Source organism: Phycisphaeraceae bacterium, assembly GCA_020851465.1.
Taxonomy (GTDB): domain Bacteria; phylum Planctomycetota; class Phycisphaerae; order Phycisphaerales; family Phycisphaeraceae; genus JADZCR01.
The window spans coordinates 142,092-168,398 of record JADZCR010000002.1; the positions used below are offsets into that span (position 1 = coordinate 142,092).

Annotated in this window: 22 protein-coding genes; 14 read left to right on the top strand and 8 right to left on the bottom strand. The window is 58.1% G+C overall.

The annotated features are described in order from the left end of the window. Positions 1 to 279: 279 nt before the first annotated feature. From IT444_02720 to IT444_02745, 6 genes are all read right to left on the bottom strand, one after another. Positions 280 to 1,731 carry a sigma-54-dependent Fis family transcriptional regulator gene (locus tag IT444_02720; GenBank protein MCC7191671.1) on the bottom strand — a complete coding sequence of 484 codons (1,452 nt, stop codon included), beginning with the start codon at positions 1,729 to 1,731 and terminating at the stop codon, positions 280 to 282. Positions 1,732 to 1,917: 186 nt separating this feature from the next. Further along, positions 1,918 to 4,797, bottom strand: coding sequence for an isoleucine--tRNA ligase (gene ileS, locus IT444_02725; protein ID MCC7191672.1), 2,880 nt, complete (start codon positions 4,795 to 4,797; stop codon positions 1,918 to 1,920). Between the two features lie 264 nt (positions 4,798 to 5,061). Beyond that, on the bottom strand, positions 5,062 to 5,409 hold the full coding sequence (locus IT444_02730) for a DUF1232 domain-containing protein (GenBank protein MCC7191673.1): 348 nt from the start codon (positions 5,407 to 5,409) through the stop codon (positions 5,062 to 5,064). Between the two features lie 111 nt (positions 5,410 to 5,520). Then, a complete protein-coding gene (locus tag IT444_02735; protein ID MCC7191674.1) occupies positions 5,521 to 6,030 on the bottom strand; it encodes an HYExAFE family protein in 510 nt (169 codons plus the stop codon). An 83-nt stretch (positions 6,031 to 6,113) separates the two neighbouring features. Further along, positions 6,114 to 7,409, bottom strand: a complete 1,296-nt coding sequence (locus IT444_02740) for a histidine--tRNA ligase (GenBank protein MCC7191675.1) — start codon at positions 7,407 to 7,409, stop codon at positions 6,114 to 6,116. Between the two features lie 70 nt (positions 7,410 to 7,479). Then, positions 7,480 to 8,289, bottom strand: a complete 810-nt coding sequence (locus IT444_02745; protein ID MCC7191676.1) for a class I SAM-dependent methyltransferase — start codon at positions 8,287 to 8,289, stop codon at positions 7,480 to 7,482. An 80-nt stretch (positions 8,290 to 8,369) separates the two neighbouring features. On the opposite strand from IT444_02745, the gene rsmD reads away from it, so the two are divergent. From rsmD to IT444_02815, 14 genes are all read left to right on the top strand, one after another. Continuing rightward, complete coding sequence (rsmD, locus tag IT444_02750; GenBank protein ID MCC7191677.1) at positions 8,370 to 8,936, top strand: 16S rRNA (guanine(966)-N(2))-methyltransferase RsmD; 567 nt, start codon at positions 8,370 to 8,372, stop codon at positions 8,934 to 8,936. Between the two features lie 76 nt (positions 8,937 to 9,012). Continuing rightward, on the top strand, positions 9,013 to 10,536 hold the full coding sequence (gene ffh, locus IT444_02755; protein ID MCC7191678.1) for a signal recognition particle protein: 1,524 nt from the start codon (positions 9,013 to 9,015) through the stop codon (positions 10,534 to 10,536). Positions 10,537 to 10,759: 223 nt separating this feature from the next. Next, on the top strand, positions 10,760 to 13,948 hold the full coding sequence (locus IT444_02760; GenBank protein MCC7191679.1) for a valine--tRNA ligase: 3,189 nt from the start codon (positions 10,760 to 10,762) through the stop codon (positions 13,946 to 13,948). Between the two features lie 16 nt (positions 13,949 to 13,964). Further along, positions 13,965 to 14,735 carry a DNA repair protein RecO gene (gene recO, locus IT444_02765; GenBank protein ID MCC7191680.1) on the top strand — a complete coding sequence of 257 codons (771 nt, stop codon included), beginning with the start codon at positions 13,965 to 13,967 and terminating at the stop codon, positions 14,733 to 14,735. 68 nt (positions 14,736 to 14,803) lie between these two features. Then, positions 14,804 to 15,211, top strand: a complete 408-nt coding sequence (locus tag IT444_02770) for a hypothetical protein (protein ID MCC7191681.1) — start codon at positions 14,804 to 14,806, stop codon at positions 15,209 to 15,211. An 82-nt stretch (positions 15,212 to 15,293) separates the two neighbouring features. Next, positions 15,294 to 16,301: an SDR family oxidoreductase gene (locus IT444_02775; GenBank protein ID MCC7191682.1), complete on the top strand. Its 1,008-nt coding sequence runs from the start codon at positions 15,294 to 15,296 to the stop codon at positions 16,299 to 16,301. A 148-nt stretch (positions 16,302 to 16,449) separates the two neighbouring features. Continuing rightward, positions 16,450 to 17,277, top strand: coding sequence for a glucose 1-dehydrogenase (locus IT444_02780; GenBank protein ID MCC7191683.1), 828 nt, complete (start codon positions 16,450 to 16,452; stop codon positions 17,275 to 17,277). An 8-nt stretch (positions 17,278 to 17,285) separates the two neighbouring features. After that, on the top strand, positions 17,286 to 18,212 hold the full coding sequence (locus IT444_02785; protein MCC7191684.1) for an N-acetylglucosamine-6-phosphate deacetylase: 927 nt from the start codon (positions 17,286 to 17,288) through the stop codon (positions 18,210 to 18,212). 130 nt (positions 18,213 to 18,342) lie between these two features. Continuing rightward, on the top strand, positions 18,343 to 18,990 hold the full coding sequence (locus IT444_02790) for an acyloxyacyl hydrolase (protein MCC7191685.1): 648 nt from the start codon (positions 18,343 to 18,345) through the stop codon (positions 18,988 to 18,990). Between the two features lie 59 nt (positions 18,991 to 19,049). Continuing rightward, entirely contained in the window at positions 19,050 to 21,923 is a 2,874-nt protein-coding gene (locus IT444_02795; GenBank protein ID MCC7191686.1) for a leucine--tRNA ligase, read from the top strand. A 5-nt stretch (positions 21,924 to 21,928) separates the two neighbouring features. After that, the gene (locus IT444_02800) at positions 21,929 to 22,246 is read left to right on the top strand and encodes a multidrug efflux SMR transporter (GenBank protein MCC7191687.1); all 318 of its coding nucleotides are present in this window, start codon (positions 21,929 to 21,931) and stop codon (positions 22,244 to 22,246) included. Positions 22,247 to 22,269: 23 nt separating this feature from the next. Then, positions 22,270 to 22,710, top strand: a complete 441-nt coding sequence (locus tag IT444_02805) for a hypothetical protein (GenBank protein ID MCC7191688.1) — start codon at positions 22,270 to 22,272, stop codon at positions 22,708 to 22,710. Between the two features lie 5 nt (positions 22,711 to 22,715). Beyond that, on the top strand, positions 22,716 to 23,330 hold the full coding sequence (locus IT444_02810) for an aminodeoxychorismate/anthranilate synthase component II (protein ID MCC7191689.1): 615 nt from the start codon (positions 22,716 to 22,718) through the stop codon (positions 23,328 to 23,330). Positions 23,331 to 23,387: 57 nt separating this feature from the next. Next, complete coding sequence (locus IT444_02815; GenBank protein MCC7191690.1) at positions 23,388 to 24,125, top strand: hypothetical protein; 738 nt, start codon at positions 23,388 to 23,390, stop codon at positions 24,123 to 24,125. A 234-nt stretch (positions 24,126 to 24,359) separates the two neighbouring features. Here IT444_02815 and IT444_02820 read toward each other — a convergent pair whose 3' ends face one another. Together IT444_02820 and csrA are read right to left on the bottom strand one after the other, a co-directional pair. Further along, the gene (locus IT444_02820) at positions 24,360 to 25,823 is read right to left on the bottom strand and encodes a flagellin (GenBank protein ID MCC7191691.1); all 1,464 of its coding nucleotides are present in this window, start codon (positions 25,821 to 25,823) and stop codon (positions 24,360 to 24,362) included. 171 nt (positions 25,824 to 25,994) lie between these two features. Continuing rightward, on the bottom strand, positions 25,995 to 26,255 hold the full coding sequence (gene csrA / locus IT444_02825; GenBank protein MCC7191692.1) for a carbon storage regulator CsrA: 261 nt from the start codon (positions 26,253 to 26,255) through the stop codon (positions 25,995 to 25,997). Positions 26,256 to 26,307: the final 52 nt, after the last annotated feature.

The following is a 26,307-nucleotide window of genomic DNA, read 5'->3' on the forward strand; positions in this document are numbered from 1 at the left end:
CCGATCACGCTCTCATTTCGCTCGTGTGAGCCGGGTTGCTCCACCATGTCGGCAATGGAATGGTATTCATCGGAAACACGAATGAAGCAGCCCCTCAGTATATGGTTGACCGCTTCTCTGAACGAACCCCGACCGCAAAGGCAGCAACACAAAATAAGAGGTGAACTCCACGATGCAGTACGTGATACGCAGGTCATGCGACACGATGATCGCACGGAGATAAGACACGCACCGGATGCGATGTCCCGCGGATCAGTAGTGGTTGAGGGGAACAGGTTCTCAGCGCGGCTCGTCGAGGCTGTACTGCTTGATCTTTTTGTAAAGCGTCGTTCGGTTGATGTCGAGCTGCCGTGCGGTTTCCTGACGGTTCCACGCATTGGCTTCGAGCGCAGCGAGAATGATCTGTTTCTCCGGCTCCTCCAGTGCGCGCTCAAGCGGCATGGGTGTCCAGCCGTTGACCAGCGCGGGAATGAACATCCCGCCTGCAGAGTCGCGGGGACGGTTTGGCGTCGGTATGCCGCCTCCTTCAACTACCGCACGAATCGTATCCGGCAGGTCATCGATCTCGATGCGAGGTCGCTTGCTGAGTACCACTGCCCGCTCAACAGCATTTTCTAATTCCCGGACATTACCCGGCCAGGCATACATCCTCAGCGCAGCCATGGCTTCATCACCAAATGTTCGGTCCTTACCCAGCTCCTTGCCGTACTTGGTCAGAAAAGCCTCGACCAGTAGCGGGATATCACCAGCTCGTTCGCGCAGCGGGGGCAGCTTTAACGAGACAACATTAATCCGGTAGAACAGATCTTCACGGAACTGCCCCTTCTGCACCAGTTCCGGCAGCGGTTGATTGGTTGCCAGCACAAAGCGCACATCGACATTGATCGTCTTGGTTGAACCGATCGGCTCAAACGCTTTTTCCTGTAACACGCGGAGCAGTTTGAGCTGCAAGGCGGGTGTCGCAGAATTGATTTCGTCAATAAACAGCGTCCCGCCGTGTGCCGCTTGGCACTTGCCGGTTTTATCCGCGTCGGCTCCGGTGAACGCCCCTTTCACATGACCGAAAAGCTCGCTCTCCAGGAGCGTCTCAGGGATCGCCCCGCACGCGAAAGTGACGAACGGCCCGGCACGACGCGGGCTGGCGGTATGAACCGCGCGGGCAACCATCGTCTTACCCGTACCGCTCTCGCCGTCGATCAGGACCGTCGTCTTGCTCTCGGCCACCGATTCGATCAGGTCGTAGATTTTCTGCATCCGGTAGTCAGCACCGACAAGCGCGCCGAGTCCGAATCGCTCCGTGAGCTGGCTGCGCAGTGTCTGGTTTTCCGCCAAAAGCGCATGCTGCTGGATAGCCTTACCGACCGCGACACGCAGTTCGTCGTCGATGACCGGTTTGGTGAGATATTCAACTGCGCCGAGCTTGATCGCTTCGACCGCAGTTTCGATCTTTCCGTAGCCGGTGATGATGATGACCGCCAGCGACGGATATTTTTTTCGGATTGCTTTGAGGAGTTCCATACCGCTGGTGCGCGGCATGTTGACATCGGTGATGACCAGTCCCAGCGGGCTGCCGACGCCGGCCTGTGCGGACTCGAGTACCCCCAGTGCTTCGCTGCCGTCATTGGCGGTGAGCACGGGATAACCCTCACGCTTGAGAAACTCGGCAAGCGAATCGGCGACGATCGGGTCATCATCGACGATAAGGATGCGCGGCAATTCCACGTCGGCCATGGCGATCATTCGCGTCAAACTCCAGCGGTGATGCTCAGTAACGACACACTACCTCTGATTATCGACCCGTCCGGGCAGTGGGTTAAGAGCAATGTCGCATGAACGCAACACGGCAAAGCCTGCGCAATGATGCGGGAAATCGACAATCGCACGACGAAACTTTGCGACTTTCAACCGCGCTGCCGATCACGAAACTCCGATGGCTTTGGCGTCACGATCTGACAACATTCCCTCATCCGACCGTTGTTTCACCGTGCCGTCACGTTTCCAGGAGCGTTCGCAACGAGGTTCCTGGCGCAAGTCAATCGCCTTCACTCCATCGACGTTGCTTTCCCTCGTAAAGCGACTGATGCCGCAGAGGTCCGCCAGGTCGATTGGTTCGAAGTCCTTCATGGCGGCGTCCGCCGGGACAACAAGGCCGATGTCGAGCGGATTATCAATGCCCCCCTGTGACCGCGCTTCTTCGATTGCTTTCAACCACGTCGAACGTGCCGCAATTACCGCCGGCCAGTTGGGATGAACTGTCCGTACCGCCGCTTCGGGGAATAGTTCCAGATGCACGGTGCCGTCCGCGTGGCCGGGCTGCATCCGCCAGGCTTCATCGGCTGTGTGCGGAAGAATCGGTGCAACGAGCCGGATCAGCGCGCCGGCGATCTCGTGCATCGCGGTCTGTGAGCGGCGGCGACGCGGGCCGTTAGCCGGATCGCAATACATGCGATCCTTGGTCGCAGCCAGATAAATAGCTGAGAGCGTCTCATTGCAGAAGTTAAACACTGCCTCGTGAACCGCGCGGAAATCAAACCGCTCATATCCCGCACGCACCGTCTTCACCAGCACGCTCAGCTCACCCAGTGCCCAGGCGTCGAGAGATGTCGCATCTGCAGGCGACCAGACGTGAGAGTTGCTGCGCGGGTCGAAGTCGTACAAGTTGCTCAGCAGGTACTTGATTGTGTTGCGGACCTTCCGATACTCCTCACCCGCGAGCTTGAAGAACTCCGGGTCAACCTTGATGTCATTATCCGTGTTGATCGAGGAGACCCACCAGCGGCAGACATCTGCTCCGTGATCCTTGAGCAGCGTCTCGACCTCGAGCGCATTGCCCAATGACTTGCTCATTTTCTTGCCGTCTTTGTCCACCATGAATCCATGCGTGAGTACCGCACGGTAAGGCGACTCGCCCCGAGCAGCGACAGCCGGCAGGAGTGACGCCTGAAACCAGCCGCGATGCTGATCGCTGCCTTCGAGGTACAGGTCCGTGAGCGGGCCGGTCGCCCAATCATGACCCAGGCTGCGCTCCTCGATCACCGCAGCCCACGATGTCCCCGAGTCAAACCACACGTCGAAGATGTCGCTGCCCTTGACCAGCCGCTTGCGGTCGAATGATGCTTCGCGGATCCATGCGGGTGCGTCCGCATCCTGAGCCGGGTCATAGGCAGCCAGTAATTCCTCAGCTGACAGCTTGAACCACGCATCGGATCCGTGCTGTGAGATCGCCTTCGCCACCGCGCGGACTGACGAGTGCGTGAGCAGGCAATCTTTTGATCCCTCACGAAAGAAGGCAGGTATGGGTAATCCCCACGATCGCTGCCGACTGATGCACCAGTCGGGGCGGGACTCAAGCATGCCGCGCATCCGGTTACGGCCCCAGTCGGGAAAGAAGCGAACTCGATCAGCGGCGGCCATTGCTCGGTTGCGCAAGGTGTCCTCGGCGGTGCCATTGATGGTGAACGGTTTGTCCACGCCGACGAACCACTGTTCCGTAGCGCGGAAGATCACCGGAGTCTTGCTCCGCCAATCGTGCGGGTAGCTGTGGGTGAAGCGATGGGCGAAGAACAGGTGCTTCGACTCGCGGAGTTTGTTGACGACCAGATCGTTCGCCTTCCAGACATCGATATCTGCTCCCTCGGCGCGCAGCCACTGGGGAACCGTGTCGTCAAACGTGCCGTCTTCCTTCACCGGGCAGTAGATCGGCAGGCCGGCTCGCAGTCCGGTCTGATAGTCCTCGACACCATGCCCCGGCGCGGTATGAACGAGACCCGTGCCGTCATCGAGCGTGACGTAATCGGCGGGGACGACCGGCGAGGTGCGATCGATAAACGGATGGCGGTAGGACACCCCGGCCTGCACGAGTTGATTACCCAGGCAGCGGCCCAGATTTTCGATCCCTGTCGCCCCGCCGGAGCCAAGCACCTTGTCGGCCAGCGTGTCCGCAAGGACGGCAAGGCGCGTTTCATTTTGAACCGTGAAACGATACAGGCCGTACTCCGCACGCGGAGCGACCGCTACCGCGAGATTGGCAGGAAGCGTCCACGGCGTCGTCGTCCAGATCATGAGACTCACCGGCCGGCCGGCGGGACAATTCAGCGACGGCGGAAGCATCGTCGCATCGACGACCTCAAACATGACGTAGATGCTCGTATCCTCGCGGTCCTGATACTCCAATTCCGCATCAGCCAGCGCGGTCTGATTGGCGATCGACCAATGCACCGGCTTAAGCGCGCGATAGACAAGCCCTCGCTCCACCAGATCAGCAAAGACTCCCAGCACTCGCTCCTCGTACCGCGGAGTCATGGTCAGATACGGATGCTCATAGTCCGCCAGCGTGAGCAATCGCTGCATCTGGCCGGCTTGAAGTTTCACGTACTTTTCCGCATAGGCCTGACATTTACGCCGAATCTGAAACGGCTCCATCTGACGCGCTTTGTCACCCAGTTCAGCGATGACCTTGTGCTCGATCGGCAGGCCGTGGCAGTCCCATCCCGGCACGTACGGACAATCGAAGCCCTCCATCGTTTTCGAACGAACGACGATGTCCTTGAGAACCTTATTGAGCAGGTGCCCCAGGTGAATCGAGCCGTTCGCATACGGCGGGCCATCGTGAAAAACATACTTTCCTCTCGATGCAGCCGTTCCGCGGGCAGCCCGGATTTTTTCATAGAGCTTCATCTGCTCCCACCGCTTCATTGATGCGGGTTCGTTCTGCACAAGGTTGGCCTTCATGGGAAAGGCGGTCTGCGGTAGATTCAGCGTGGATTTATAGGAGCGTTTCTCAGCAGGCTGGGTCATGGTTGGCGTCTCAGGTTTTTGTTGCGTGTCTGAATCAGGTTCGTTTGAGTAAACAAAAAAGCCCCACCGATCGGCAGGGCTTCTGGATTCCGGTGCAGCAATCGCAGCCCTACCGACTATGGGTGCTGGTAATGGTAATGGTAATGATGATGCGGAAAATCGTACGGTTGGGAGGCATGCGTCTCTCTTTCGGGGGCGATTATAAATGGAGGATCGGTCGGAGCAACCGCGCGGGTTGAGCCGTTCACGGTTACAGGCCGTGGATTATCGCACGGGGCGGGAAACAGACTCGACTTTTCGGCGCAGCGGCTTCCCGGCTGCTTCTTCCTCGTCCTCAACCCGCTGTATGACCTCAACCGGTATCGCCCACAAAGCCAGCGCCAACAGCAGAGGCGCGATAACCATGTCATCGATCCAGCCGGCGAAGGGGATGATGTCGGGCACAAAGTCAATCGGCGAGAGAATGTAAATAACCGCCATCAGGGCAACGAGCCGACTCCACCACGGTGTGCGTGAATCGAACATTGACCTTGCGTACAGCCGGATCCGCGGCCAGAGCATCAGCAGCGATCCGCCGCGGCGCAGGCGTCGAGTTTTGGAAAAGAATCCCACGAATATATGGTAGCGCGCCGACGGACTGTCCGGATGAATTATTTTCGGATTTTGTCAGCAGGTGTCGCATCCCTGCGCTACGTGCATTTTCGGCTGGTAACCGTCTGATCATTACAGCATTTGCTTCAACGGTTTAGTGTATTGGTTAAAGCTCGCGGATGGAATATTCACCGTCCCCCAGCGTGCGCTTCGCGGGCGCAGATCCCGGACATAATCGACGAGTTTCACCGCCAGCACGGCGTACCACTTGCCGGAAAACTCAAACATCTCCTGAAACAGCGCGTCCGGCGGCTCGGCTTCGCACCAGAACATGAACACAAAGGCTGGCTCAAATCCCGCTCCGAAAATTTTCGCCCACTCCGACATGCACTCCACGTCATCCTGAGTCACCCAGTTCTGAAGTGATTTCCCGGATCGGCCGGAGTGCTTCCGGCCTTTCACATCCACGAGCAAGTTAGACGCGGCTTTGCTGTAAACGACGAAATCAAAACTCTTGAGCGTGATACGTAAATCCCTGCCTTGAAGCGCACGCCTGGCCTCATCAACCGCCACATAGGGGATCGCATTAGCGCGCAGGTAGTGCTCAAAAGCCAGCTCGTAATGGAAGCGACGCTGAGCCATGGGAATTGATTGCTGTCTCCCCGTGACAACTGCATCCGGGACAACTCAACTCAAAGAGTCTCACGATGGCGAACAAAAGCGCGTTATTGCTGACTCGACAGTCGATCCCGTAACTGTCCCAAGTCCACGTTTGTCTGCTCACCTGTCGCAAGGTTTTTCAATCCCACGATGCCTTGCGTAATCTGGTCATCGAGGATCACCGCGAATCTTGCGCGGCAGGCGCTGGCATCCTTGAGAAGTTTTCCGACGTTGCGGGTTGTCTTGTAGTTCATTCGCGCATGCAACCCGGCGCGGCGAAGCCGTGCGACAAGCTGGCCGACCTCTGCTGCGCCCGTGTCGGTTCCGGCGATCACATACACGTCGGGTTGCGGGCCGACTTCCTCGGGTATCAGACCTTTGTCAGTGAGCACGTTGGAGAGGACGACATCCCCCATACCAAAGCCGACAGCGGGAGTTGCCGGGCCGCCAAAGGTTTCGATGAGCTGGTCATAGCGTCCGCCGCCAGCCATCGCGCGTTCAGCCCCGCTGCGTTCGTGGATTTCAAAAACCGTGCCGGTGTAATACGCCAGCCCGCGAACGATCCCCAGGTCGTACTCGCACCAGTCGGCAATACCGAAGCGGCGCAGCTCCGCGTCGAGATTTTCCAGATCGGTTAAATCGCTGTCGGCCCCCAGATGCTGGTGAAGCGCGCCTAGCGACCCGCTGGCGTATTTCATACGACAAATCTGGTCGAGCCGCAGCACATTGGGTTCGGTGAGGTTCAGCTTGCCCGCAGCCTGGATGAACTCCTGATCGGTAATCTTGGCGCGGCGATCGAGCAGATCAAACGCCGCGGTCGTGTTTTCCTCAGCAACACCGAGCTTGCGCAGCACCTGCTTGGCGGTCTGGCGGTGGGAAATTTTGACACGAACATGATCGGGACGAAGACCCAGCTCGGCGAGGAGATCGACAGCGGTAAAGATGCACTCCGCGTCGGCAATCGGCGTATCGAGGCCGAGGATGTCCACGTTCCACTGCCAGAACTCACGCAGTCGGCCGCGCTGCGGTTTTTCCGCACGGCAGAGGTTAGGCGTGCAGAACCATTTGATCGGCTTAGGTAACGATGCCGCTTGCGCCGCGACCATGCGCGCCAGTGTCGGGGTGAACTCCGGTCGAATCGCCAGCTCACGCTCACCCCGGTCAGAGAAATGGAAAAGCTCGCTGACGATACCCTCGCCTGACTTAATCTTGTAGAGATCGAGCGGCTCAAAGATCGGGCCATCAACTTGTTCAAAGCCGTTACGGATGGAGACTCGGCGCCACGCATCGACGAGGTGGTTGCGCCACGCCATGTCACGGGGGTAGAAGTCGCGGGTGCCTTTGGATGCCTGGAGTTTCATACGTTTTCGATCTGATAAAAAGGAAACACAAGGCAGAGAGCAAAATACCCCTGCCCGCGGGACTCGAATCTTACTTCACCCCCACGACGCTCGCGATCCACGCTGGGTCGCTTTCCCCATGTTCCCGTTTGCGCCACACGTTATCGCCCTTGCCGGTCTTGCGGTTGGTGCCTTCCCAGTAAACATCCGCGAGACGAAAGCCCGCCTCGCGCAAAATCTCACGGACCTCAGGAATCGTCCAGAGTCGCCAGTGGTAGGCGAACGCTCTTTGGATCGAGCTGCCGTCGGGAAACTGAAAATGGATGTAGAAGTCGCAGTCGTGGGTGATCGGGTCAAACCGCGCCTGCTCCCAGACGTACTTGAATGATCGTCTGCGATGCCGGATCGTGCGGACGTCGCTTCTGCCGTCCTGAAAAGTTTCCCAACCGCCAACGATATCCAGAGCCAGCACCCCCCGCCGTGCCAGATTCTGATGCGCCGCGCGGAAATATCGCCGCAGTTCGTCACGAGTCTTGAAAATGGAGTAGGAAAAATTCAGCGCGGCGATGACGTCGGCTTTCTCTCCGACCACCGAGCGGGCATCACGCTGAAAAAACTCGATCCGCTCGCGAGCTCCGGCGGGAAGAGCGGCGACGTTATGCGCGATGCCCCACTTTATTGGCTCTGGATCGAGGTCGATGCCATGAGCGCGCCGGTCGCGGGAAGCTTTGACCCACTCACAGCACACCGCACCGGCTCCGCAGAAGTCCTCACGCAGCAATTGCGGCTTTCGTCCGTAGTAGTGCTTGTACAACCGCGCCAGAAAATAGGCCTCGTGATCAGGAGCCTGCACGGACAGTTGATAAAGCTCATATTTATCTGCGCGGGTGGCGTCACTCATGGTGGGGAAGATATCGGCAGCGGAAATCCGCGTAAACATCCCGCCTGCTGCGCATCCTTTTTCCGCTGTACGATACGTCCATGCGAATCATCGGCGGCACGCACCGCAGCCGTAACATCCTCCCGCCCAAGGACGACCAGACCACACGGCCGATCACCGACCGGGTGAAGACCAGTCTGTTTGACCGGCTCACCAGCATGGAGGCCTACGACGGCCACGCGCTGGATATCTTCGCAGGCACGGGTAGTCTCGGACTCGAAACTCTCTCCCGTGGAATGGATTCCTGCACCTTTATCGAACGCGATCGCAACTCCCGCGATCTCCTCGAAAGTAATCTTGAAACACTTGGTTTCCACGCTAAAGCAACAGTTCTCAGCGTCGATGCGTTTTCCGCCGCATGGCTGCGCCTTCTGCCGCACCTGCCGGTGAACCTGATTTTTCTCGACCCGCCTTATCGCATGATGGCTGATGAGAAAGATCACGATCGGATCATCGCTCTGATGACCCGGCTGGCGGGTATTGCTGCAGCGCACGCACTATTGGTCCTGCGAACCGAGTCACACGACAGCGGCCCCAGAGTGGACGGATGGAACGGACCGGAGTCCTTTTCCTATGGGTCGATGACGCTGCACTTTTACGAGAGATAAATTCCGCCGACCCGCACGACGGATGCTGTCTTGATCCCTCGCACCAATCTTTGCGCATATTTCCTAAGATATCCCTATGTTTGGAACTCTTACCGATCGTTTTTCATCCGTTCTGCGCACGCTATCCGGGCAGGGCAAGATCAGCGAATCCAACGTCCGCGAGGCGATGGAACAGGTACGCACCGCGCTCCTCGAAGCGGATGTCCACTACGAAGTCGTGCAGAACTTCACCAAGAATGTGCAGGAAAAATCGCTCGGAGCCGAAGTGCTCCAGAGCGTCAAACCCGGCCAGCAGATGATCAAGATCGTCTATGACGAGCTGGTTCGGCTCATGGGTGATGAACACGGCGACGGGGAACCCGCAGGCGGTGCGCCAGCCTCGCCTATTCTTTACGTCACACCCGGCCCGACGGTCATCATGATGTGCGGCTTGCAGGGATCGGGAAAAACCACGACCTGCGGCAAAATCGCAACCTATCTCAAGAAACGCAATAAAAACGTCATGCTCGCCGCAGCCGATCTTCAGCGACCGGCTGCCGTGCATCAGCTTGAGGTGCTCGCCAATCAGGTCCGTGACGGAGATTTCTCCGGCGGAGGAGGAGGCGGCAATGTTTATTTCTACTCCGAACCGGAAAAGGTTGCTGAATACGGCAAAGCCGTCGGTGCCGCGGTTACCGTCTGTCGCAATGCGCTCAAGGCGGCGAGGGAAAAGCACGCCGATGTTTTAATCCTCGACACCGCCGGTCGGCTGCACATCAACGATCAACTCATGGATGAGCTGCGCCAGGTCAATGCAGCGGTGCAGCCCCACCAGATTTATCTCGTGATCGACGCGATGACCGGCCAGGATGCGGTGAACTCCGCCAAGGCGTTTAATGAACAACTTGAGCTGGACGGAGTCATCCTCACCAAGTTTGACTCCGATACCCGTGGCGGTGCGGCACTCTCCGTGAAGCAGATCACAGGCAAGCCGATCAAGTTCATCGGTGTGGGTGAAAAGCTCGACGCGATTGAAGAGTTCCACCCCGAACGCATCGCCTCACGCATGCTCGGCATGGGTGACGTGGTGAGCCTCGTCGAAAAGGCGCAGGAGCAGGTATCTGCTGAAGAAGCTATGGCTCTCCAGGAAAAAATGGCCAAGGGCAAGATGACAATGGATGACTTCCTGGGCCAGCTCAAGGCGATCCGCCGGATGGGCTCGATGAAAAGTCTGCTGGGGATGCTGCCGGGCATCGGTCAGTCGCTCAAGGGCGTCGATCTGGATGAAAAACAGATCGACCGTACGGAAGCGATTATCAAATCCATGACTGCTGACGAGCGGAAAGACGTGGACCTGCTCGACAACTCCCGCCGCCGTCGTGTCTCGCGTGGCAGCGGAACGAGTCAGAACGATGTCAGCCATCTGGTCAAGGGTTTCAACATGGTGAGCCAGCTCAGCAAGCAGATGTCGGGGATGGGCATGCTCAGCAAGATGAAAGCGATGACGCAGATGGGGCCGGAGTATCTGGCGGCCATGAACGGCGGCAAAGGATCACCGCAACTGTCCAACAGCCCGGTGAAAGAAAAGCCGAAATTCAAGGAACGGAAAAAACGCCGCTGACTCACATGGAATCACGACAGATTTTGACCCGCCTGACCATCCGGTCGATAATTCTCCCATGCTCGCCTTCCTCCCCATTCCGGTCGTCGTTAGCTAAGCGGACGACCCGCACACCTCGATCGCCCCGCGGCTGCTCATCGTTCGTCCGTCTCGCGTTTCCGTTAACTTGATTTTCATCCAAAGCCCGGACATGGCCATGCCTGGGTGTTTGACAACAATCACCATGACCACTGAAGAACTCGCCAAGCAATACCGACCCGCCGACGTAGAGCCTGCCATCCTTGAGCGATGGACGAAGTCCCGCGCATTCCACGCTGACCCGATGGCACCCAGCCGGCCCTACTCCATCGTGATCCCGCCGCCGAATGTCACTGCCGCCCTGCACATGGGGCATGCGCTCAACAACACGCTCCAGGACATTCTCATTCGGCATCGCCGCATGGCCGGCGACAACGCGGTATGGATTCCCGGCACCGATCACGCAGGCATCGCCACGCAGACCGTGGTGGAAAAGCGTGTGCTGCGCGAGGAAAACAAAAAACGCACCGATTTTTCACGCGAGGAGTTTGTCAAAAAAATCCAGGCATGGAAGGACGAGTACGAGGCCACCATCACCAATCAGCTCAAGCTCATGGGCTGTTCGTGCGACTGGGACCGGCAGGCGTTCACCATGGATGCACCTCGCGCCCGTGCGGTGCGTGAGGCATTTTTCCGCCTTTTCAAAGACGGTCTGATCTATCGCGGCAAACGTCTCGTGAACTGGGATCCGGTGACACAGACCGCGCTGGCGGATGACGAAGTGGAAATGGAGGAGATCGACGGCCACTTCTACTACCTGCGCTACCCGCTGGAAGGCCCGCCGCTGGCAAACGGTCAGAACTACGTAACGGTGGCGACGACGCGGCCGGAGACGATGCTCGGCGACACGGCGGTGGCGATCAATCCGAAAGACCCGCGTGCCGCCGAATTGCGCGGTCGGCTCGTGCTCCTGCCGATTGTGAACCGTGTCATTCCGATCATCGAGGACGACTATGTGGTGCTGCCCGACCCGGAGGGAGATGACCCGAAGGCGAAGTTCGCCACGGGTTTCCTGAAGGTAACGCCGGCCCACGACCCCAATGACTATGAGATCGGCCAGCGGCACAAGTTGCCAGTGATCAACGTGCTTGCCCCCGATGCGAGCATCAGCAAAAACCACGGCTGGCCGGCGAATGACTGGACCACCGACCGCACCGGCGGCTACGAAAACGACGCAGCATTTCTGCTGGGTATGGATCGCTTCGAGGCGCGACGGACGATCGTCCGCTGGTTCAAAGATCACCAGATGCTCGAAGACATGAAGCCGTACAAGCACGCGGTCGGCCACAGCTACCGCAGCCATGTGCCGATCGAGCCGTACCTGAGCGACCAGTGGTATGTGAAGGTGACGGATGACCGCCTCGCCGGCGCTGCCCTGCGATCCATGGCCTCGGATCAGCGCGATGACTCATCAGGCCGGCTCCGTGGGATAGAGGAAGCCGCAGACCATCCCGGTCGCGGCTCGTCAGAGGCGGGGCTGCGTTTTTATCCGGAGCGGTATGCCAAGACATTCCAATCCTGGCACGAAAACATCCGCGACTGGTGCATCAGCCGCCAACTCTGGTGGGGCCATCGGATTCCGGTGTGGAGCTATCCACATGAAAAATATCAATCTTCGACATTGGGAACCAATCTAAAAAAATGGGGACATAGCGATCGCGTGTCGATTAATTACCGTAATCGAACACTCCCGGATGCTCTTGGAAAACCTGGTGACGATAACGTCATTGGACATTTTGTCTGTGTGCGTGACGCAGACGACCAGGAAGTGATTAACGCCCTAGAACAAGAGGGTTTTACACAGGACCCCGACGTTCTCGACACATGGTTCTCCTCCGCGCTCTGGCCGTTTTCCACGCTCGGCTGGCCGGAAAGCACACGCGAGCTGAACATCTGGAATCCCGGAGCAGTGCTCTGCACCGCGCGAGAGATCATCACCCTCTGGGTGTCGCGCATGGTGATGACCAACCTCTACTTCCTCAACCGTCTGCCCTTCAAGGATGTCTTCATCCATGCCATGATCCAGGATGGCGAGGGTCAAAAGATGTCCAAGACGCTGGGGAACGGCGTTGATCCGCTCGACATCATCCACTCGCACGGCGCGGATGCGATGCGCTTCACGCTCGCAGCCATGACTACGCAGACGCAGGATGTGCGAATGCCTGTCAGCGCGATTTGTCCGCACTGCGGCAAGGTGTTTACCCCGACAATGACCGCTGTCTCCGGCGGATACCGCGTGATGTCGCCTGCATCCGATTGCCCGCAGTGTAAAAAAACGATGGTGACCAGCTACGGCGTTAATGCGGGTGAAAAAACAACTGCGGAAAAACCCGCTGCGCGGAACACCAGCGAGAAGTTCGACTATGGCCGCAATTTCGCCAACAAACTCTGGAACGCGACTAGGTTTGCGCTGGGAATACTCGGCGATGCAAAGCCGGATAATGCAGGCTCCTCGGCCGCGAATCCGGCAACATCGAGCACGCGATCGGAGCTTTCACTGCCGGATAAATGGATCCTCTCACGTCTGGCGACCACGGTACGGGCGACCAACGAAGCTCTCGCCAATTACGAATTTTCCGCTTATGCGCAGGGGCTTTACGACTTCATCTGGCGTGATCTGTGTGACTGGTACATCGAGGCGATCAAGCCCACCGCCGGTGAAAATGCCGTGCAGCGTCGAGTGCTGGCTTTGTGTCTTGATGCGAGTCTGCGCCTGCTCCATCCCGCGATGCCGTTCATCACGGAAAAACTCTGGGAAAAACTCAATGAGGTAGCACCGTTGCGGGAGATCAGCGGCGTGACGCTCACGCCTGGTGATCTGCTGGCGACCGCAGCCTGGCCGCTCGTCGCGCCGGAGTTGATCGACGAAAGCACGGAAGCAGAGTTTGCCCTTACGCAGGAAGTCATTTCGACACTTCGTCAGGTGCGAACGACCTACAAGGTGCCGCCGAAGCAGAAGGTGCTGATCTCCGCCAAGGCCCCTGCCGCCATCGCATCGCGTCTGCTGTCGCAGAAGGCTCTAATTGAGACGCTGGCTAATGTGACCTGCGGAGAAATCGGGCCGCGGGTGGAAAAGCCCGCCGACGCTGCGGCAGCGCTGATAGCGGGCACGGAGCACTATCTCCACGGCCTGGTGCAGGCTGACGCGGAAAAGGCGCGGTTGACCAAGCGGCTCGAAGAAGTGACCAGGAGCATCGCGGCACTTGAAGGACGGCTGGCGAATAAGTCCTATGCCGACCGTGCTCCAGCCAGTCTGGTGCAGCAGACACGCGACCAGCTCGCAGCGGCTCAGAAAGAGGCTGAGACATTGCGGGCACAGGTCGCAGCGTTGTGACATGGTTTGAACAGCTATGGCCAGTGCGCGATTCAAAGATCAGGCTGTCTGCATCCGCCATCTCGACTGGTCGGAAACCAGCCAGATCGTTGTGCTCTTAACTGCTGAGCACGGCAAGATTCGCGGGCTGGCTAAAGGATCCAAACGCACGAGCAAAAGCAGTGTGCAGCGGTATTCAGGCGGGATCGACCTGCTGACACGCGGTGAAATCGTCGGCATCATCAAACCCACGGCTGACCTAGCGACCCTGACCGAGTGGGATCTTCAGGAACCATATCGTCACCTGCACCTCGACCTGGCTGCCCAATGGATCGCGATGTATGCGGCTGATGTCTCCAACGCACTGATGGCGGACCACGATGCGCATCCGGTGATGTTTGATGAGATGGTGCTGCTGTTGGAGTCGCTGCGGGATCGCACCAAGCCGCAAGCAGCATTGGCACGCTTTCAGTGGCGGATGCTGGTGGACCTGGGCTATAAGCCTGAAGTGAGCGTCGATGCGGCAAGCGGCGAAGAACTGCCGACGGCTGCGACGTACACCTTCGACGCCAGAGCGGGAGGCGTCACCTCACAGCCGGCCGGACTGACTTCTCCAGGCAGCGGTGTCGGCCCGTGGCGTGTGCGGCGGGAAACGGTCGAAGTCCTGCGGTCGCTCGCAGGTTCAGGCGAATGCGCGACTGACGAGCAGGCTCTGCGTCGAGCCAACCGGTTGCTGTGCGTTTACATCCGGGCCATTCTCGACCGACCGCTGCCTACGATGGACTACATCCTCGAAGGCAGCGATTGACTAAAGTTCGCTGCTGAAAATGACGGCTTGATGTATCCTAACGGCCCATACGCATCCCAGAGGTTTTCATGAGCGCTACCGCATCAGTCGGCACGACCACCACCGGAGTCCTTTTTGAAGTCGCAAGCGATTTCATCACGCTCTCTCTGCCCGGCACGGATTACCGGATCCATCTGGTGACAAAGGCTCCGATCGGACTTGCCGTCGGCCACCGCATCACCGGCCATATTCACGCCCGCGCTAAGCGGGTGGATGTCCTGACTTCGGGTGGACGTTATTTTGAGCCGATTTACGGCCGGCCACGTCGCATCCAGGGCATGGTTGTGGCGACCGACACGGAGCACAACACGATCAGCGTGAAATGCAACGCGGTATTCATCTGCGAGCTGACCGCCAACCAGTCTGCCGCCAACTTTCAACACGGCCAACTCGTGGCCTGCAATATCGAAAGAGGCGCGTCATTTGAGCCGATCTAAGCATGGGTCAGAATACGGAGACCGATATTTCCGGTCTCTTTAACCCAGACACGCATCCCAAACTCCGACCCTGAAACCCTTCATGGCTGACTCCCTCAAACGTATCCTTGTCACCGGCGGGGCTGGCTTTCTCGGCTCGCATCTGTGCGACCGTCTGGTCGCGCAGGGGCATGATGTGATTTGCCTCGATAACTTTTTCACCAGCCAGAAAACCAACGTCGCTCATCTGCTCCAGAAGCCGAACTTTGAACTGATCCGCCATGATGTGACGCACCCGTTGTTTCTGGAAGTGGATCAGATTTACAACCTTGCCTGCCCCGCTTCTCCGGTGCATTACCAGTTCAACCCGATCAAGACCATGAAGGTCTCGGTCATGGGTGCGATCAACGTGCTGGGCATGGCCAAGCGATGCAAAGCTAAAGTCTTTCAGGCTTCCACCAGTGAGGTGTACGGCGACCCGGACATTCACCCGCAGCCGGAAAGCTATCGCGGTAATGTCAACCCCATCGGCATCCGCGCCTGTTACGACGAAGGCAAGCGAGCTGCGGAGACGCTTTTCTTCGATTACCACCGCTCCAACGGCGTCAACATCCGCGTCGTCCGCATCTTCAATACCTACGGCCCGCGCATGCACCCCTATGATGGCAGGGTTGTGAGCAATTTCATCCTCCAGGCTCTGGCTCACGAAGACATCACCATCTACGGCGACGGTTCGCAGACACGTTCATTCTGCTATTGCGATGACTTGATCGAAGGTTTCATCCGAATGATGAACGGTCCCGATTCCTTCATCGGTCCGGTGAATCTTGGCAATCCGGGCGAGTTTACGATCAAGGAACTCGCTGAAAAAGTCATCAAGCTCACCCACTCCCGCAGCAAGATCACTTATCTGCCGCTACCGGCAGATGACCCCACGCAGCGGCAGCCGGATATCACGCTGGCACGGAAACACCTCGACTGGGAGCCTAAAGTGGCGCTGGAGGAAGGGCTGCGGAAAACGATCGCATACTTCCAGTCTCTGGACCTCAAAACCTTCCGCAAGCCGACGGACCACACCGCCCACAAGAGCAGCCAGTCGGAAAAGCATTAACACCTGAGTCGTTCAACCGCGGCGCAGCGCGATCTCCTGCACTATCGGTTCGCACGCCTGTGCTTGCCGCTGTACGGCAAACTTTCTCCGAACATCACCCCTGGTCGAAATCCTTTATGCTACGCGGCTCTGATTCACGGAGACTGCGATGGCTAAGCAGACCAATCCTTTCGATCTGACCGGTAAAGTTGCGCTGATCACAGGCGGCGCATCAGGCATCGGCATGGCGATAGCTGCGGCATTTGTGCAGAGCGGGGCCAAGGTGCTCGTTGGCTCGCGCACACAAGATAAAGTCGAATCCGCCGCCAAAGTGCTCGACGGATTGCGTGATGACACAGGGGAAGACCCCGTCGCCGGCGGGATTGTGCTTGATGTCACCAATGACGGCAGCGTGGAACGTGCTGTGCGCAAAGCGGTGGATCTGTTCGGGCGGCTGGACATCCTCGTCAACTCAGCAGGTGCGATGCTCCGTAAGCCGACCTTTGAACTCAAGTGCGACGATTTCACCAAAATCTATGAGACGCATGTCACCGGATCGCTTCGCTGCGCACAGGCGGCGGGGCATCTGTTCTACGAGCAACACTCCGGCTGCATCATCAATCTCGCGTCGATCTCCTCGTTTGTGGATCTGATCGAAGTCGCAGCCTACGCTTCGGCGAAAAATGCGGTGATCGGCCTGACACGCAGCCTCGCCAATGAATGGGCCAAGCATGGCATCCGTACCAACGCGATCGCTCCCGGCTTCATCCCCACTGACATCAACCGCAAGATGATCGAAGGCACCGAGCGAGGCAGACGGATCATCGAGCACACACCCATGGGACGCTTCGGCAAAGCGGAGGAAATCGCTCCCGCAGCGGTGTTCCTCGCCAGCCCGGCGGCATCGTTCGTCAATGGTCACGTGCTGGTGGTCGATGGAGGTTACCTCGCCAGCGGCATCGGCGACGCGACCGCGCCGTGGGTAACCGAGAAATAAACACGCGCATGGCTGAAGACTTCATCGACATCCAGGTCAACGGCTACGCGGGAGTCGATTTTCTCGGAGAACTCCCCACTGCCGAGCAATTTCATCACGTCGTTGACCGGCTCCGTGCCGGCGGCAATCGCGCGGTCCTGCCGACGATCACGACCGACGACATCACCACGATGGCCACTCGTGTCCGTCACTTGCGGTTGCTGATCGACAGCGATCCGACAGCGCGACGACTGATGCCGGCTTTTCACATTGAGGGGCCGTGCATTTCGCCGGAGGAGGGTTACCGTGGCGCACACCGCCCGGAAAAGATCAAGCCCGCGACGCCTGATTTGTTTGAACCGATCATGGATGCGGCTGGCGGTTGGAACCGTATCGCCATGGTGACGCTGGCACCTGAAGTCGATCGAGATTTGAGAACGACAAGATCACTGGCGGAAAAAGGCGTCGTCGTCGCGCTGGGTCACACGAACGCCTCACTCGACATTCTTCGTGAGGCCCAGAATGCCGGGGCGTCGATCTTCACGCATCTGGGGAATGGCTGCGCGTCGATGATTCCCCGACATGACAACATCATCAATCGCGTAATGTCGCTCGAAAAAATGAAATACTCGCTGATCCCGGATGGGCACCATCTGCCCTGGTTTGTCATCAAGCTGTGGATCAAGACACTGGGCATCGAGCGATTTGTCTTCACCACGGATTGCGTCGCACCTGCGGACGCTCCGCCTGGTCGCTACACCGTGGCACAATGGCAACTGGATGTCGGGGTTGACGGCATGGTTCGGCCGGCAGGCCAAAATCACCTGGCGGGCAGCTCGCTTACGATGCGGCAGGCGTACGATAACGCAATAAAATATCTGGACTTATCACCTCGCGATGCCCGGCGTCTTACCAGCGAGCTACCTGAAAAATTGATCCGCCGATTCCTTCGCTAAGGAGCGATTTTTGACAAGGATGGAATTTGTGGATTGTGTATCAATGAGTTGAATGGCTATGGCCGATGATTAAAATGCAAAAAATCAAGGTCACCTTTCAGGCTGATTGGGGAATACAAACGGAGTCGATATGAAAAAGCTTTTCGCCGCTGCACTGTTGCCGTGTTTGCTTGGTTCGATGGTTCTGGCTGACAGTAACCCCTTCGAGACTCTGGCTCTGGCGACGGAGAGCCGCTCCTCGTCCAGCTCGGACATCAAATCAGAACATACTCGCCCCAGTGATCCCTTCCAAGAAGGGAGCTGGGTTTTTACCGCGTACGGTTCCGCAGCTTTTGGTGATGACAGCGGCGAGGTTTACGCAGTCCACGTCGGCGGGGGCTACTACTTTATCGATGGTCTGTCGATCAATCTCGAAGCGGTCGGTGCGTTCGCCAGCGTCAACGACAGCGGACCGCTGCATGAAGGCGGCGACAGTTTAGGCGGCGGACTTGACCTGCTCCTGCGATGGCACTTCCTGCGCGATAAGAATGAAGGCCGCTGGTCGATCTACGCCGATGGCGGTGCGGGTATCCTCTATACAGGTGAAAGCATTCCCGCCAACGGCTCGAACTTCAACTTCACCCCACAGATCGGTCTGGGCGCAACTTACAAAATCTGCGACTGGGCAAACCTCATGGGTGGTGCTCGTTGGTACCACATTTCCAATGCGGGCACCCACAGTGACAACCCCGGCTACGACTCGGCTCTGGTGTACCTGGGTGTGCTGATCCCGTTCTGATTTTGAAAAGTCCAGCCAATTAGCCCCCATCGTCTTCGCATGGTGCTTATCATGACACTATGCAATACGATTTTCGCGCTATCGAACAGAAGTGGCAGAACTACTGGGCGTCGGAAGGTACTTTCCGTGCGCCGAATCCGGGCGATCCGCATTTCGATCACGAGAAGCCCAAGTATTACGTCCTCGATATGTTCCCCTACCCGTCCGGCGTAGGGCTTCATGTCGGTCATCCGCTGGGCTATATCGCCACCGATATCATCGCTCGCTACAAGCGGATGCAGGGTTTCAATGTTCTGCATCCGATGGGTTATGACGCTTTCGGCCTGCCCGCGGAGCAATTCGCCGTCGAGCATGGTGTGCACCCCCGCATCACCACCGAAAAAAATATTGCCAATATGACTCGGCAGCTCAAGCTGCTGGGGCTTTCCTACGACTGGGATCGCTGCATCTCGACCACCGATCCGGACTACTACCGCTGGACACAGTGGATCTTTCTTCAGTTGTACAACTCATGGTTTGACCCCAGCACCAAAAAAGCACGTCCCATCAGTGACCTGGTCAAGGCTCTCGAAGGTTCGGACTACTACATCGACTTTGAGAATCAACTGGTACCCGCGGGTAATCGCGAAGACCTCGAAGCCCTTGCCGGCCCGCCGGACGGTTTCCGCAAGTGGTACGAACTCTCACCAGACGATCAGCGCACGATCATCGATGGCCAGCGGTTGGCGTTTCTCGATGAGGTGCCGGTGAACTGGTGCCCCGCGCTGGGTACGGTGCTGGCTAACGAAGAAGTGACCAACGATGGCCGCAGCGAGCGCGGCAATCACCCCGTGTACCAGCGCCCGCTCAAACAGTGGATGCTGCGCATCACCGCCTATGCCGACCGACTGGAGTCAGAGCTGGATCTTGTGGACTGGCCTGAGCCGATCAAACTGATGCAACGCAACTGGATCGGTCGGAGCACCGGAGCGGAGGTGGATTTTGAAATCGCGCCCAGTGAGCAGCCCGCGACTGACGCTTCCACCGCGTCGGATGCGGACCTCGCCATCATCACTGTTTTTACCACACGACCCGATACGCTTTTTGGTGCGACCTACATGGTGCTGGCGCCGGAACATCCGCTGGTCGAGGAGATCACCACGCCAGCCCAGAAAGCCGCAGTGGACGCCTACCGCACACAGGCAGCGAAAAAAACGGATCGTGAGCGACAGGTCGAAGCTACGACAGGCACCAAGTCGGGTGTCTTCACCGGGGCCTATGCCATCAACCCCGTCAACGACAGCCGCATACCCATCTGGATCGCCGATTACGTGATGATGGGCTACGGCACCGGAGCCATCATGGCCGTGCCTGCGCATGATGAGCGAGACTTCGCCTTCGCCAAAGCGTTCAATTTGCCCATCAAGCAGGTGATTGCGCTGCCGACAAACGAAACCTCGGCAGACCATCCCACGGGAGAGCTTACGGAAGCATTCACTGCGGATGGCATCAACATCAATTCTGCAAACGCCAGCATCTCGCTCAACGGACTGACGACGGATCTCGCTAAGGCCAGGATTACTCAATGGCTGGACGCCCAGGGCGTTGGACACGCCAAGGTGCAGTACAAACTGCGCGACTGGCTGTTCTCACGCCAGCGTTACTGGGGTGAGCCGTTCCCGATCCTGCACGGGCCGAAGGGAGAAATCGTACCCGTGGATGAACGCGATCTGCCGGTTGAACTGCCGGAGATGGAGGACTTCCGCCCTGCTGCCAGCGACGATCCCGACGCCCCGCCGCGACCGCCGCTGGGTCGTGCGCCCGAGTCGTGGCGTTATGTCGTTCGTGACGGTGTGCGCTATGAACGCGAGCTAAACACGATGCCCCAGTGGGCCGGGTCCTGCTGGTACTACCTGCGCTTTCTCGATCCGAAGAATTCCAGCCGCCTGGTCGGCGAGGTAGCGGAAAAATACTGGATGCTCCCCCGCAAAAAAGATCCCCAACCCCGTGAGGGAGTGGACCTCTACGTCGGCGGCGCGGAGCACGCGGTGCTCCACCTCCTCTACTCCCGCTTCTGGCACAAGGTGCTTTTCGACCTCGGACACATCAGCACGCCTGAGCCGTTCGGCAGGCTATTCAATCAGGGCTACATCCAAGCGTTCTATTACGAGGATGCCCGTGGCACACGCCGAGAGGCCAGCCAGATCGAGGAACGCGACGGCAAATTTTTCCATCAGGGTGAGGAAGTCAATCGCCTCATGGGGAAAATGGGGAAGTCACTCAAAAACGCCATCGCCCCTGACGAAATCGCTGCACAGTATGGCTGTGACACCTTGCGCCTTTACGAAATGTATCTGGGGCCGCTCGACCAATCGAAAGTCTGGCGAACTCAGGACATCATCGGCGTCCATCGCTTTCTCCAGCGGCTATGGCGCAACTTCATCGACGAGAGCACCAGTTCGCTGCGTGTCAGCAAAGGCCCTGCTCCGCCTGAAATCCTCCGCCTGTTGCACAAGACGATCAAGCGTGTCACCGATGCGATGAACAATCTCGCATTTAACGTCGCCATTGCCGCACTGATCGAGCTAAATAACGAGCTTGTCGGCAAACCCTCGGTCACGCGCGACGTAGCGGAGCCGATGATCCTGCTGCTGGCTCCGCTGGCACCGCACATCGCGGAGGAGCTCTGGCGACGACTGGGTTATGAAAAGTCACTGGCCTATCAGCCCTGGCCGGCCTATGCCGCCTCCATGCTTGAGTCTGACGAGATTGAATATCCGGTGCAGATCAGTGGAAAGGTGCGCGGAAGGATCATGGTTTCCAAAGAAGCCACGGACGACATGATTCAGTCCGTCACCCTGGCGAATCCCGCGATCAAGCCGTATCTCGACGGCAAGACCATCAAAAAATTCATCGTGGTCAAAGGTCGAATGGTCAACGTGGTGGTGAGCTGATCGTTATGCCCTGGCTCATTCTCATCCTTGCCGGCCTGCTTGAAATCGTCTGGGCGGTCGGCCTCAAAGCGTCGCAGGGATTCACACGTCTCTGGCCGAGCGTCTGGACCATCGTCGGGTTTGCGGCAAGTTTCGCGCTGCTCGCCCGTGCCATGAAATCACTGCCGCTGGGCACCGCCTACACGGTCTGGACCGGCATCGGCGCCGTCGGGAGCGTCATTGCCGGGGTCTTCCTCTTTAACGAAGGCGTCACCTGGCCTCGAATGGTGTGCATCATCTTTATTCTTGGCGGCATCGTCGGGCTTAAGCTCACCACGCCTTAGCGTCACCCTGCTAAAATGCAGTCATGGTTCGCTGCTTATCTGCGTTTTTTATCACCCTGACAGCTTTCGCGCTTGTCGCCTGCGAGACGCGGGAGGTGTCGCGCTCTGGCTACCACAATCCTACGTATCTGACACCCATCCCGACACGTATCGAAAACAGCACTCCGCCCAGCAATACCGTCATTAAAAGCTCCGGCTCTAATTTCGATCCGCTGGGTGACATCGGTCGAGGCTTCGCCAAACTCTTTCCCGACAATAAGTCCAAGAAACCTTCAAGCGCAACCATCCAGACTCGATCTGCCGATGGACAGGTGAATTCACTTCCGCCCGGTTATTCCGGGACATCGGACTATCACTCATCTGACGGCAACAATTACAAACTCAAGTTCAAAGACGGCACGCTCATAGGTGTTGAAGACGGCGGCAGCGCGAAAAAACCGACCTCAGAAAAGAAGGCAGACTAGCCGCCATGATCCTCCTCATCGACAACTACGACAGCTTCACCTACAACCTGGTCCAACGCATCGGAGAGATGGATCCCAGCCTCGATCTGCGCGTGATTCGCAACGACAAGATTACTGCCGCACAAGCTGTCGCCATGAAGCCGGATCACGTCATCGTCTCACCCGGTCCGTGCTCACCCAATGAGGCGGGTGTCTCCAACGACATCATCAAAGCCTTCGCCGGTAAAGTTCCACTCCTGGGTGTCTGCCTCGGTCATCAGTGCATCGGCCATTCGTTCGGCATGAAGGTCGTCCGCAACGCGCGACTCATGCACGGAAAGACCAGCCCGATCCGTCACGATGGACGGACGATCTTTGAAGGCATGAGCAATCCCTTCACCGCGACACGCTATCACAGCCTCGTCATTCTCAAGGAAAGTTTCGATCACCAGCGATTTGAAATAAGCGCCTGGACCGACGAAGGTGAGATCATGGCTGTGCGTGCGAAACCGCAGACATTCGGCCCCGCACCGCTGGAGGGCGTGCAATTTCACCCTGAGAGTTTCCTGACTCTCGAAGGGCCGCGACTGCTGGCGAACTTCCTCGGACTGCCTGCGCCCAAACTGGCCCAAGTGGGATAACTTCTTATTCATCGAACCATCACAACCTGGGCTGACTTCCGTACTGCATGGGACGGCGTGCGCAACTTTCTCATGGCGGGTGAATGCGTGCCTTTCGACTTCACTCTCCCGCCGATCGACCGCGTCGTCGATGAACTCCGCGCCGATCCGGACGTTCGTATATCGTCGGGTAACAAGGGCAACACGCTCGATCTGGGTGATATCAGCGAAAAGTTTCGCTCGCTGCCGATCGAGCAGGCGGTCCGATCGTCCTTCGGTCTGGCGTGCTATCGGCTCGGCGCGTTCGATGCGCCTGGAAAGTTCCTGCACGGTTTTCGTGAACGAGTCATCGAGCCGTGGCAGGCAGCACTCAGTAGAAACGGCTTCACCTGGACACGGTGTTACCCGATCATTTTCATCTCCGGGCCGGGCAGCGCGACCAACTATCACATGGATTTTTCCCATGTGCTCGCCTGGCAGATTCATGGCCATAAACGGTTCTGCGGCCTGCGCGATCCAGATCGATGGGCGCCGCGACAGGTGAGAACACGCTACTTACCCAAAAATTTCCACCGACCGGCAGAGCTCGGCGAGCAGGACGCGCTGTGCTACGAGATGGGACCGGGGACCGTACTCTGGAATGCACTGCTCACGCCGCATTGGGTCGAAGCCGGCGACGACGCAGCGATGAGCATCAACGTGTCACACGGCGGACTACGGCTCAACGGCAAACTCGCTCCCAACGAGCAGGAACTGATGGATTTCATCGCCGCCAATCCCACGGAAGCACCGGCATTACCCGTCGGCGGATATTGAATCTCTGACAGCACGCATGAGCCGCCATGCCCGCAGGTACCTGCGAGGCTTCACGCTGCTTCCGCTTGCCGTCCACACATGAGTTGTGTTTTCTGCGCATCAAAAACCCCCGCGGATTGATCCGCGAAGGTTCGGGGGAAGGGAGGAAATCGTCTGAGTTAAGTCCGGGGTCCATGCAGCAGGAACACCCGCACTGCCTCGATCCGAAAGTTCAGTAGGTCGAGGCTTACCGGTTTATGTCTGGAGCAGACGCAAGACACTCTGAGCTGTCGAGTTCGCCAATGCGAGCGTCGAAGTCCCTGCGTTTACCAGAATCTGAGCGCGTGTCAGTTTGCTGGTTTCAGCGGCGAAGTCCGCATCACGGATGTTGCTCTCCGAAGCGGTGAGGTTTTCCAGTGCGATCTGCTGACTGCGCACCGCGGTATCGAGCGTGTTCTTTTCAAAGGCACCGAGTCGGCCACGCATGAGCGAGATTTGATCAATTGCCGAGTCGATAACTTGCGATGCGTTGTCCGCCTGCCCCGCGACGAGGCTGTTGGCCCCGCCGGTAACGATTGAGTTGAGGAATCCGGTGGCCTCAGAGCCGAGCCGACTTGCCGCCACGGATTGCACACCGAAGCCAACCTGCTGGCTGGAGTTGACCGATGGGCCGATCTGATAGCTCGCGCCACCGCCTGTGATGCTGAAGTTGTAGGTCGAAAGCTGCTGTGCCGCAGTCTGGGTGAGATTCAGCTCGATGTTGAGAGTCGTCGAGTGCATGGTGAGCTTGGTGCCGTCACCCAGAGCGAGGTTTCCGTTGACTAGAGCAAGCACATCCTGGCCGGTATCACGATTGACTGCCGAGCCGCCCTGTGCGGTGAAGCTCTGGAAGAAGGAGCCGCCGCTGAGCTTACGAACGCTGACAAACGCATCGCTACCGAAAGAAGTGCTGACGATATTGAGACCTGATGTCTGATTGCCCGCACTGGCCAGCGATGCGGATACTCCGATCGCATCCTTAACCTGGTTGATGGCAAAGGCGACCGCTGACAGCGCGGTACCTGAAACGAAGCTGAAGACTTCGACGCCCTTGTTGCCGGTGACCTCGAAGCTGACGCTGGAGAGGAGTTGACCCGGCGCGCCTGCGGTATTACCCGAAATAAAGAGTGAAGCGGTTTCTGCGCTGTTAAGCACTTCCACATTCACCGGGATATAGGCCTGCGTACCGAAGTTGGCTCCAAAGACTTTGACATCCTGAATCTGGGTCGAGTTGATGCCGCTGGTCGTGTAGTCCAGCGAGCCGTTGAGCAGTTTCAGGCCGGCGAAGCTCGCCGTGTTGGAGATTCGCGTGATGGACTCGACAGCCGAGTCAATCTGAAGCTGGTTGGCCTCGATCTCAGCGGGGCTGAAGGCGCCCGTATTGGCGGCCTGGACCACCAGACCCTTGATCGAGGTCAGCAGCGTCGAGATCTCCGCCAGTGATCCTTCCGTCGTCGAGATCACATTGGAAGCGCGCTCGATGTTGTCGATCGCCTGGGTGATTCCGCCGATTTCGCTGCGCAACCGTTCACTGACGATCAAGCCCGCCGGGTTATCCGCGGCACGATTGATCTGAAGGCCGGTGCTCAGCCGTTGCAGGCGAACCTGCATATCGGACTGCGCTTTGACAAGGTTGTGCTGGGCGACCAGTGCGCTGACGTTGGTGTTGATTCTTGACATGACAATCCTCCTTGATTGTCGGGATGCCTAGACGTTTAAGGGGTTCCCGTACCGGTGACTCGAGATCCTTCCCGAGTGCTGGTGCCGACGTGATTACCCCTGGTCCCTGTAACCCGGGTGTTGCCCGGTCCCGTGTGAGTAAGAGTTAAAGTTCCCGATCATCCGAACGCTTTATCCCTGCTGCGCTCCGGGGTACGGTCCCCCAGCCCGACGCAGATTTTTGTTCGCAACATTGAGATCATCGACCTGCACCCGAGCGGCCTCGGCGTTTTCCCGCTGGATCGCCTCGTAAACCTCTTTCCGGTGCACATGCACACTCCGGGGGGCATTGATGCCCAGACGAACCTTATCGCCCCGGATATCGACGACGGTGATTTCGATCTCGTCGCCGATCATGATCGTCTCGTCGCGCTGACGGGAAAGCACAAGCATTAAAAACTCCTTCCGTGGCTGCTTCTCGACACATCCTTGCGTCGAGTCCCGT

Excerpts from the sequence above, each read along its gene's own strand:
- IT444_02720 (MCC7191671.1), bottom strand. The coding sequence starts at position 1,731 with ATGGCCGACGTGGAATTGCCGCGCATCCTTATCGTCGATGATGACCCG.
- ileS (MCC7191672.1), bottom strand. The coding sequence starts at position 4,797 with ATGACCCAGCCTGCTGAGAAACGCTCCTATAAATCCACGCTGAATCTA.
- IT444_02735 (MCC7191674.1), bottom strand. The coding sequence starts at position 6,030 with ATGGCTCAGCGTCGCTTCCATTACGAGCTGGCTTTTGAGCACTACCTG.
- IT444_02740 (MCC7191675.1), bottom strand. The coding sequence starts at position 7,409 with ATGAAACTCCAGGCATCCAAAGGCACCCGCGACTTCTACCCCCGTGAC.
- IT444_02745 (MCC7191676.1), bottom strand. The coding sequence starts at position 8,289 with ATGAGTGACGCCACCCGCGCAGATAAATATGAGCTTTATCAACTGTCC.
- rsmD (MCC7191677.1), top strand. The coding sequence starts at position 8,370 with ATGCGAATCATCGGCGGCACGCACCGCAGCCGTAACATCCTCCCGCCC.
- ffh (MCC7191678.1), top strand. The coding sequence starts at position 9,013 with ATGTTTGGAACTCTTACCGATCGTTTTTCATCCGTTCTGCGCACGCTA.
- IT444_02760 (MCC7191679.1), top strand. The coding sequence starts at position 10,760 with ATGACCACTGAAGAACTCGCCAAGCAATACCGACCCGCCGACGTAGAG.
- recO (MCC7191680.1), top strand. The coding sequence starts at position 13,965 with ATGGCCAGTGCGCGATTCAAAGATCAGGCTGTCTGCATCCGCCATCTC.
- IT444_02770 (MCC7191681.1), top strand. The coding sequence starts at position 14,804 with ATGAGCGCTACCGCATCAGTCGGCACGACCACCACCGGAGTCCTTTTT.
- IT444_02775 (MCC7191682.1), top strand. The coding sequence starts at position 15,294 with ATGGCTGACTCCCTCAAACGTATCCTTGTCACCGGCGGGGCTGGCTTT.
- IT444_02780 (MCC7191683.1), top strand. The coding sequence starts at position 16,450 with ATGGCTAAGCAGACCAATCCTTTCGATCTGACCGGTAAAGTTGCGCTG.
- IT444_02785 (MCC7191684.1), top strand. The coding sequence starts at position 17,286 with ATGGCTGAAGACTTCATCGACATCCAGGTCAACGGCTACGCGGGAGTC.
- IT444_02790 (MCC7191685.1), top strand. The coding sequence starts at position 18,343 with ATGAAAAAGCTTTTCGCCGCTGCACTGTTGCCGTGTTTGCTTGGTTCG.
- IT444_02795 (MCC7191686.1), top strand. The coding sequence starts at position 19,050 with ATGCAATACGATTTTCGCGCTATCGAACAGAAGTGGCAGAACTACTGG.
- IT444_02800 (MCC7191687.1), top strand. The coding sequence starts at position 21,929 with ATGCCCTGGCTCATTCTCATCCTTGCCGGCCTGCTTGAAATCGTCTGG.
- IT444_02805 (MCC7191688.1), top strand. The coding sequence starts at position 22,270 with ATGGTTCGCTGCTTATCTGCGTTTTTTATCACCCTGACAGCTTTCGCG.
- IT444_02810 (MCC7191689.1), top strand. The coding sequence starts at position 22,716 with ATGATCCTCCTCATCGACAACTACGACAGCTTCACCTACAACCTGGTC.
- IT444_02820 (MCC7191691.1), bottom strand. The coding sequence starts at position 25,823 with ATGTCAAGAATCAACACCAACGTCAGCGCACTGGTCGCCCAGCACAAC.
- csrA (MCC7191692.1), bottom strand. The coding sequence starts at position 26,255 with ATGCTTGTGCTTTCCCGTCAGCGCGACGAGACGATCATGATCGGCGAC.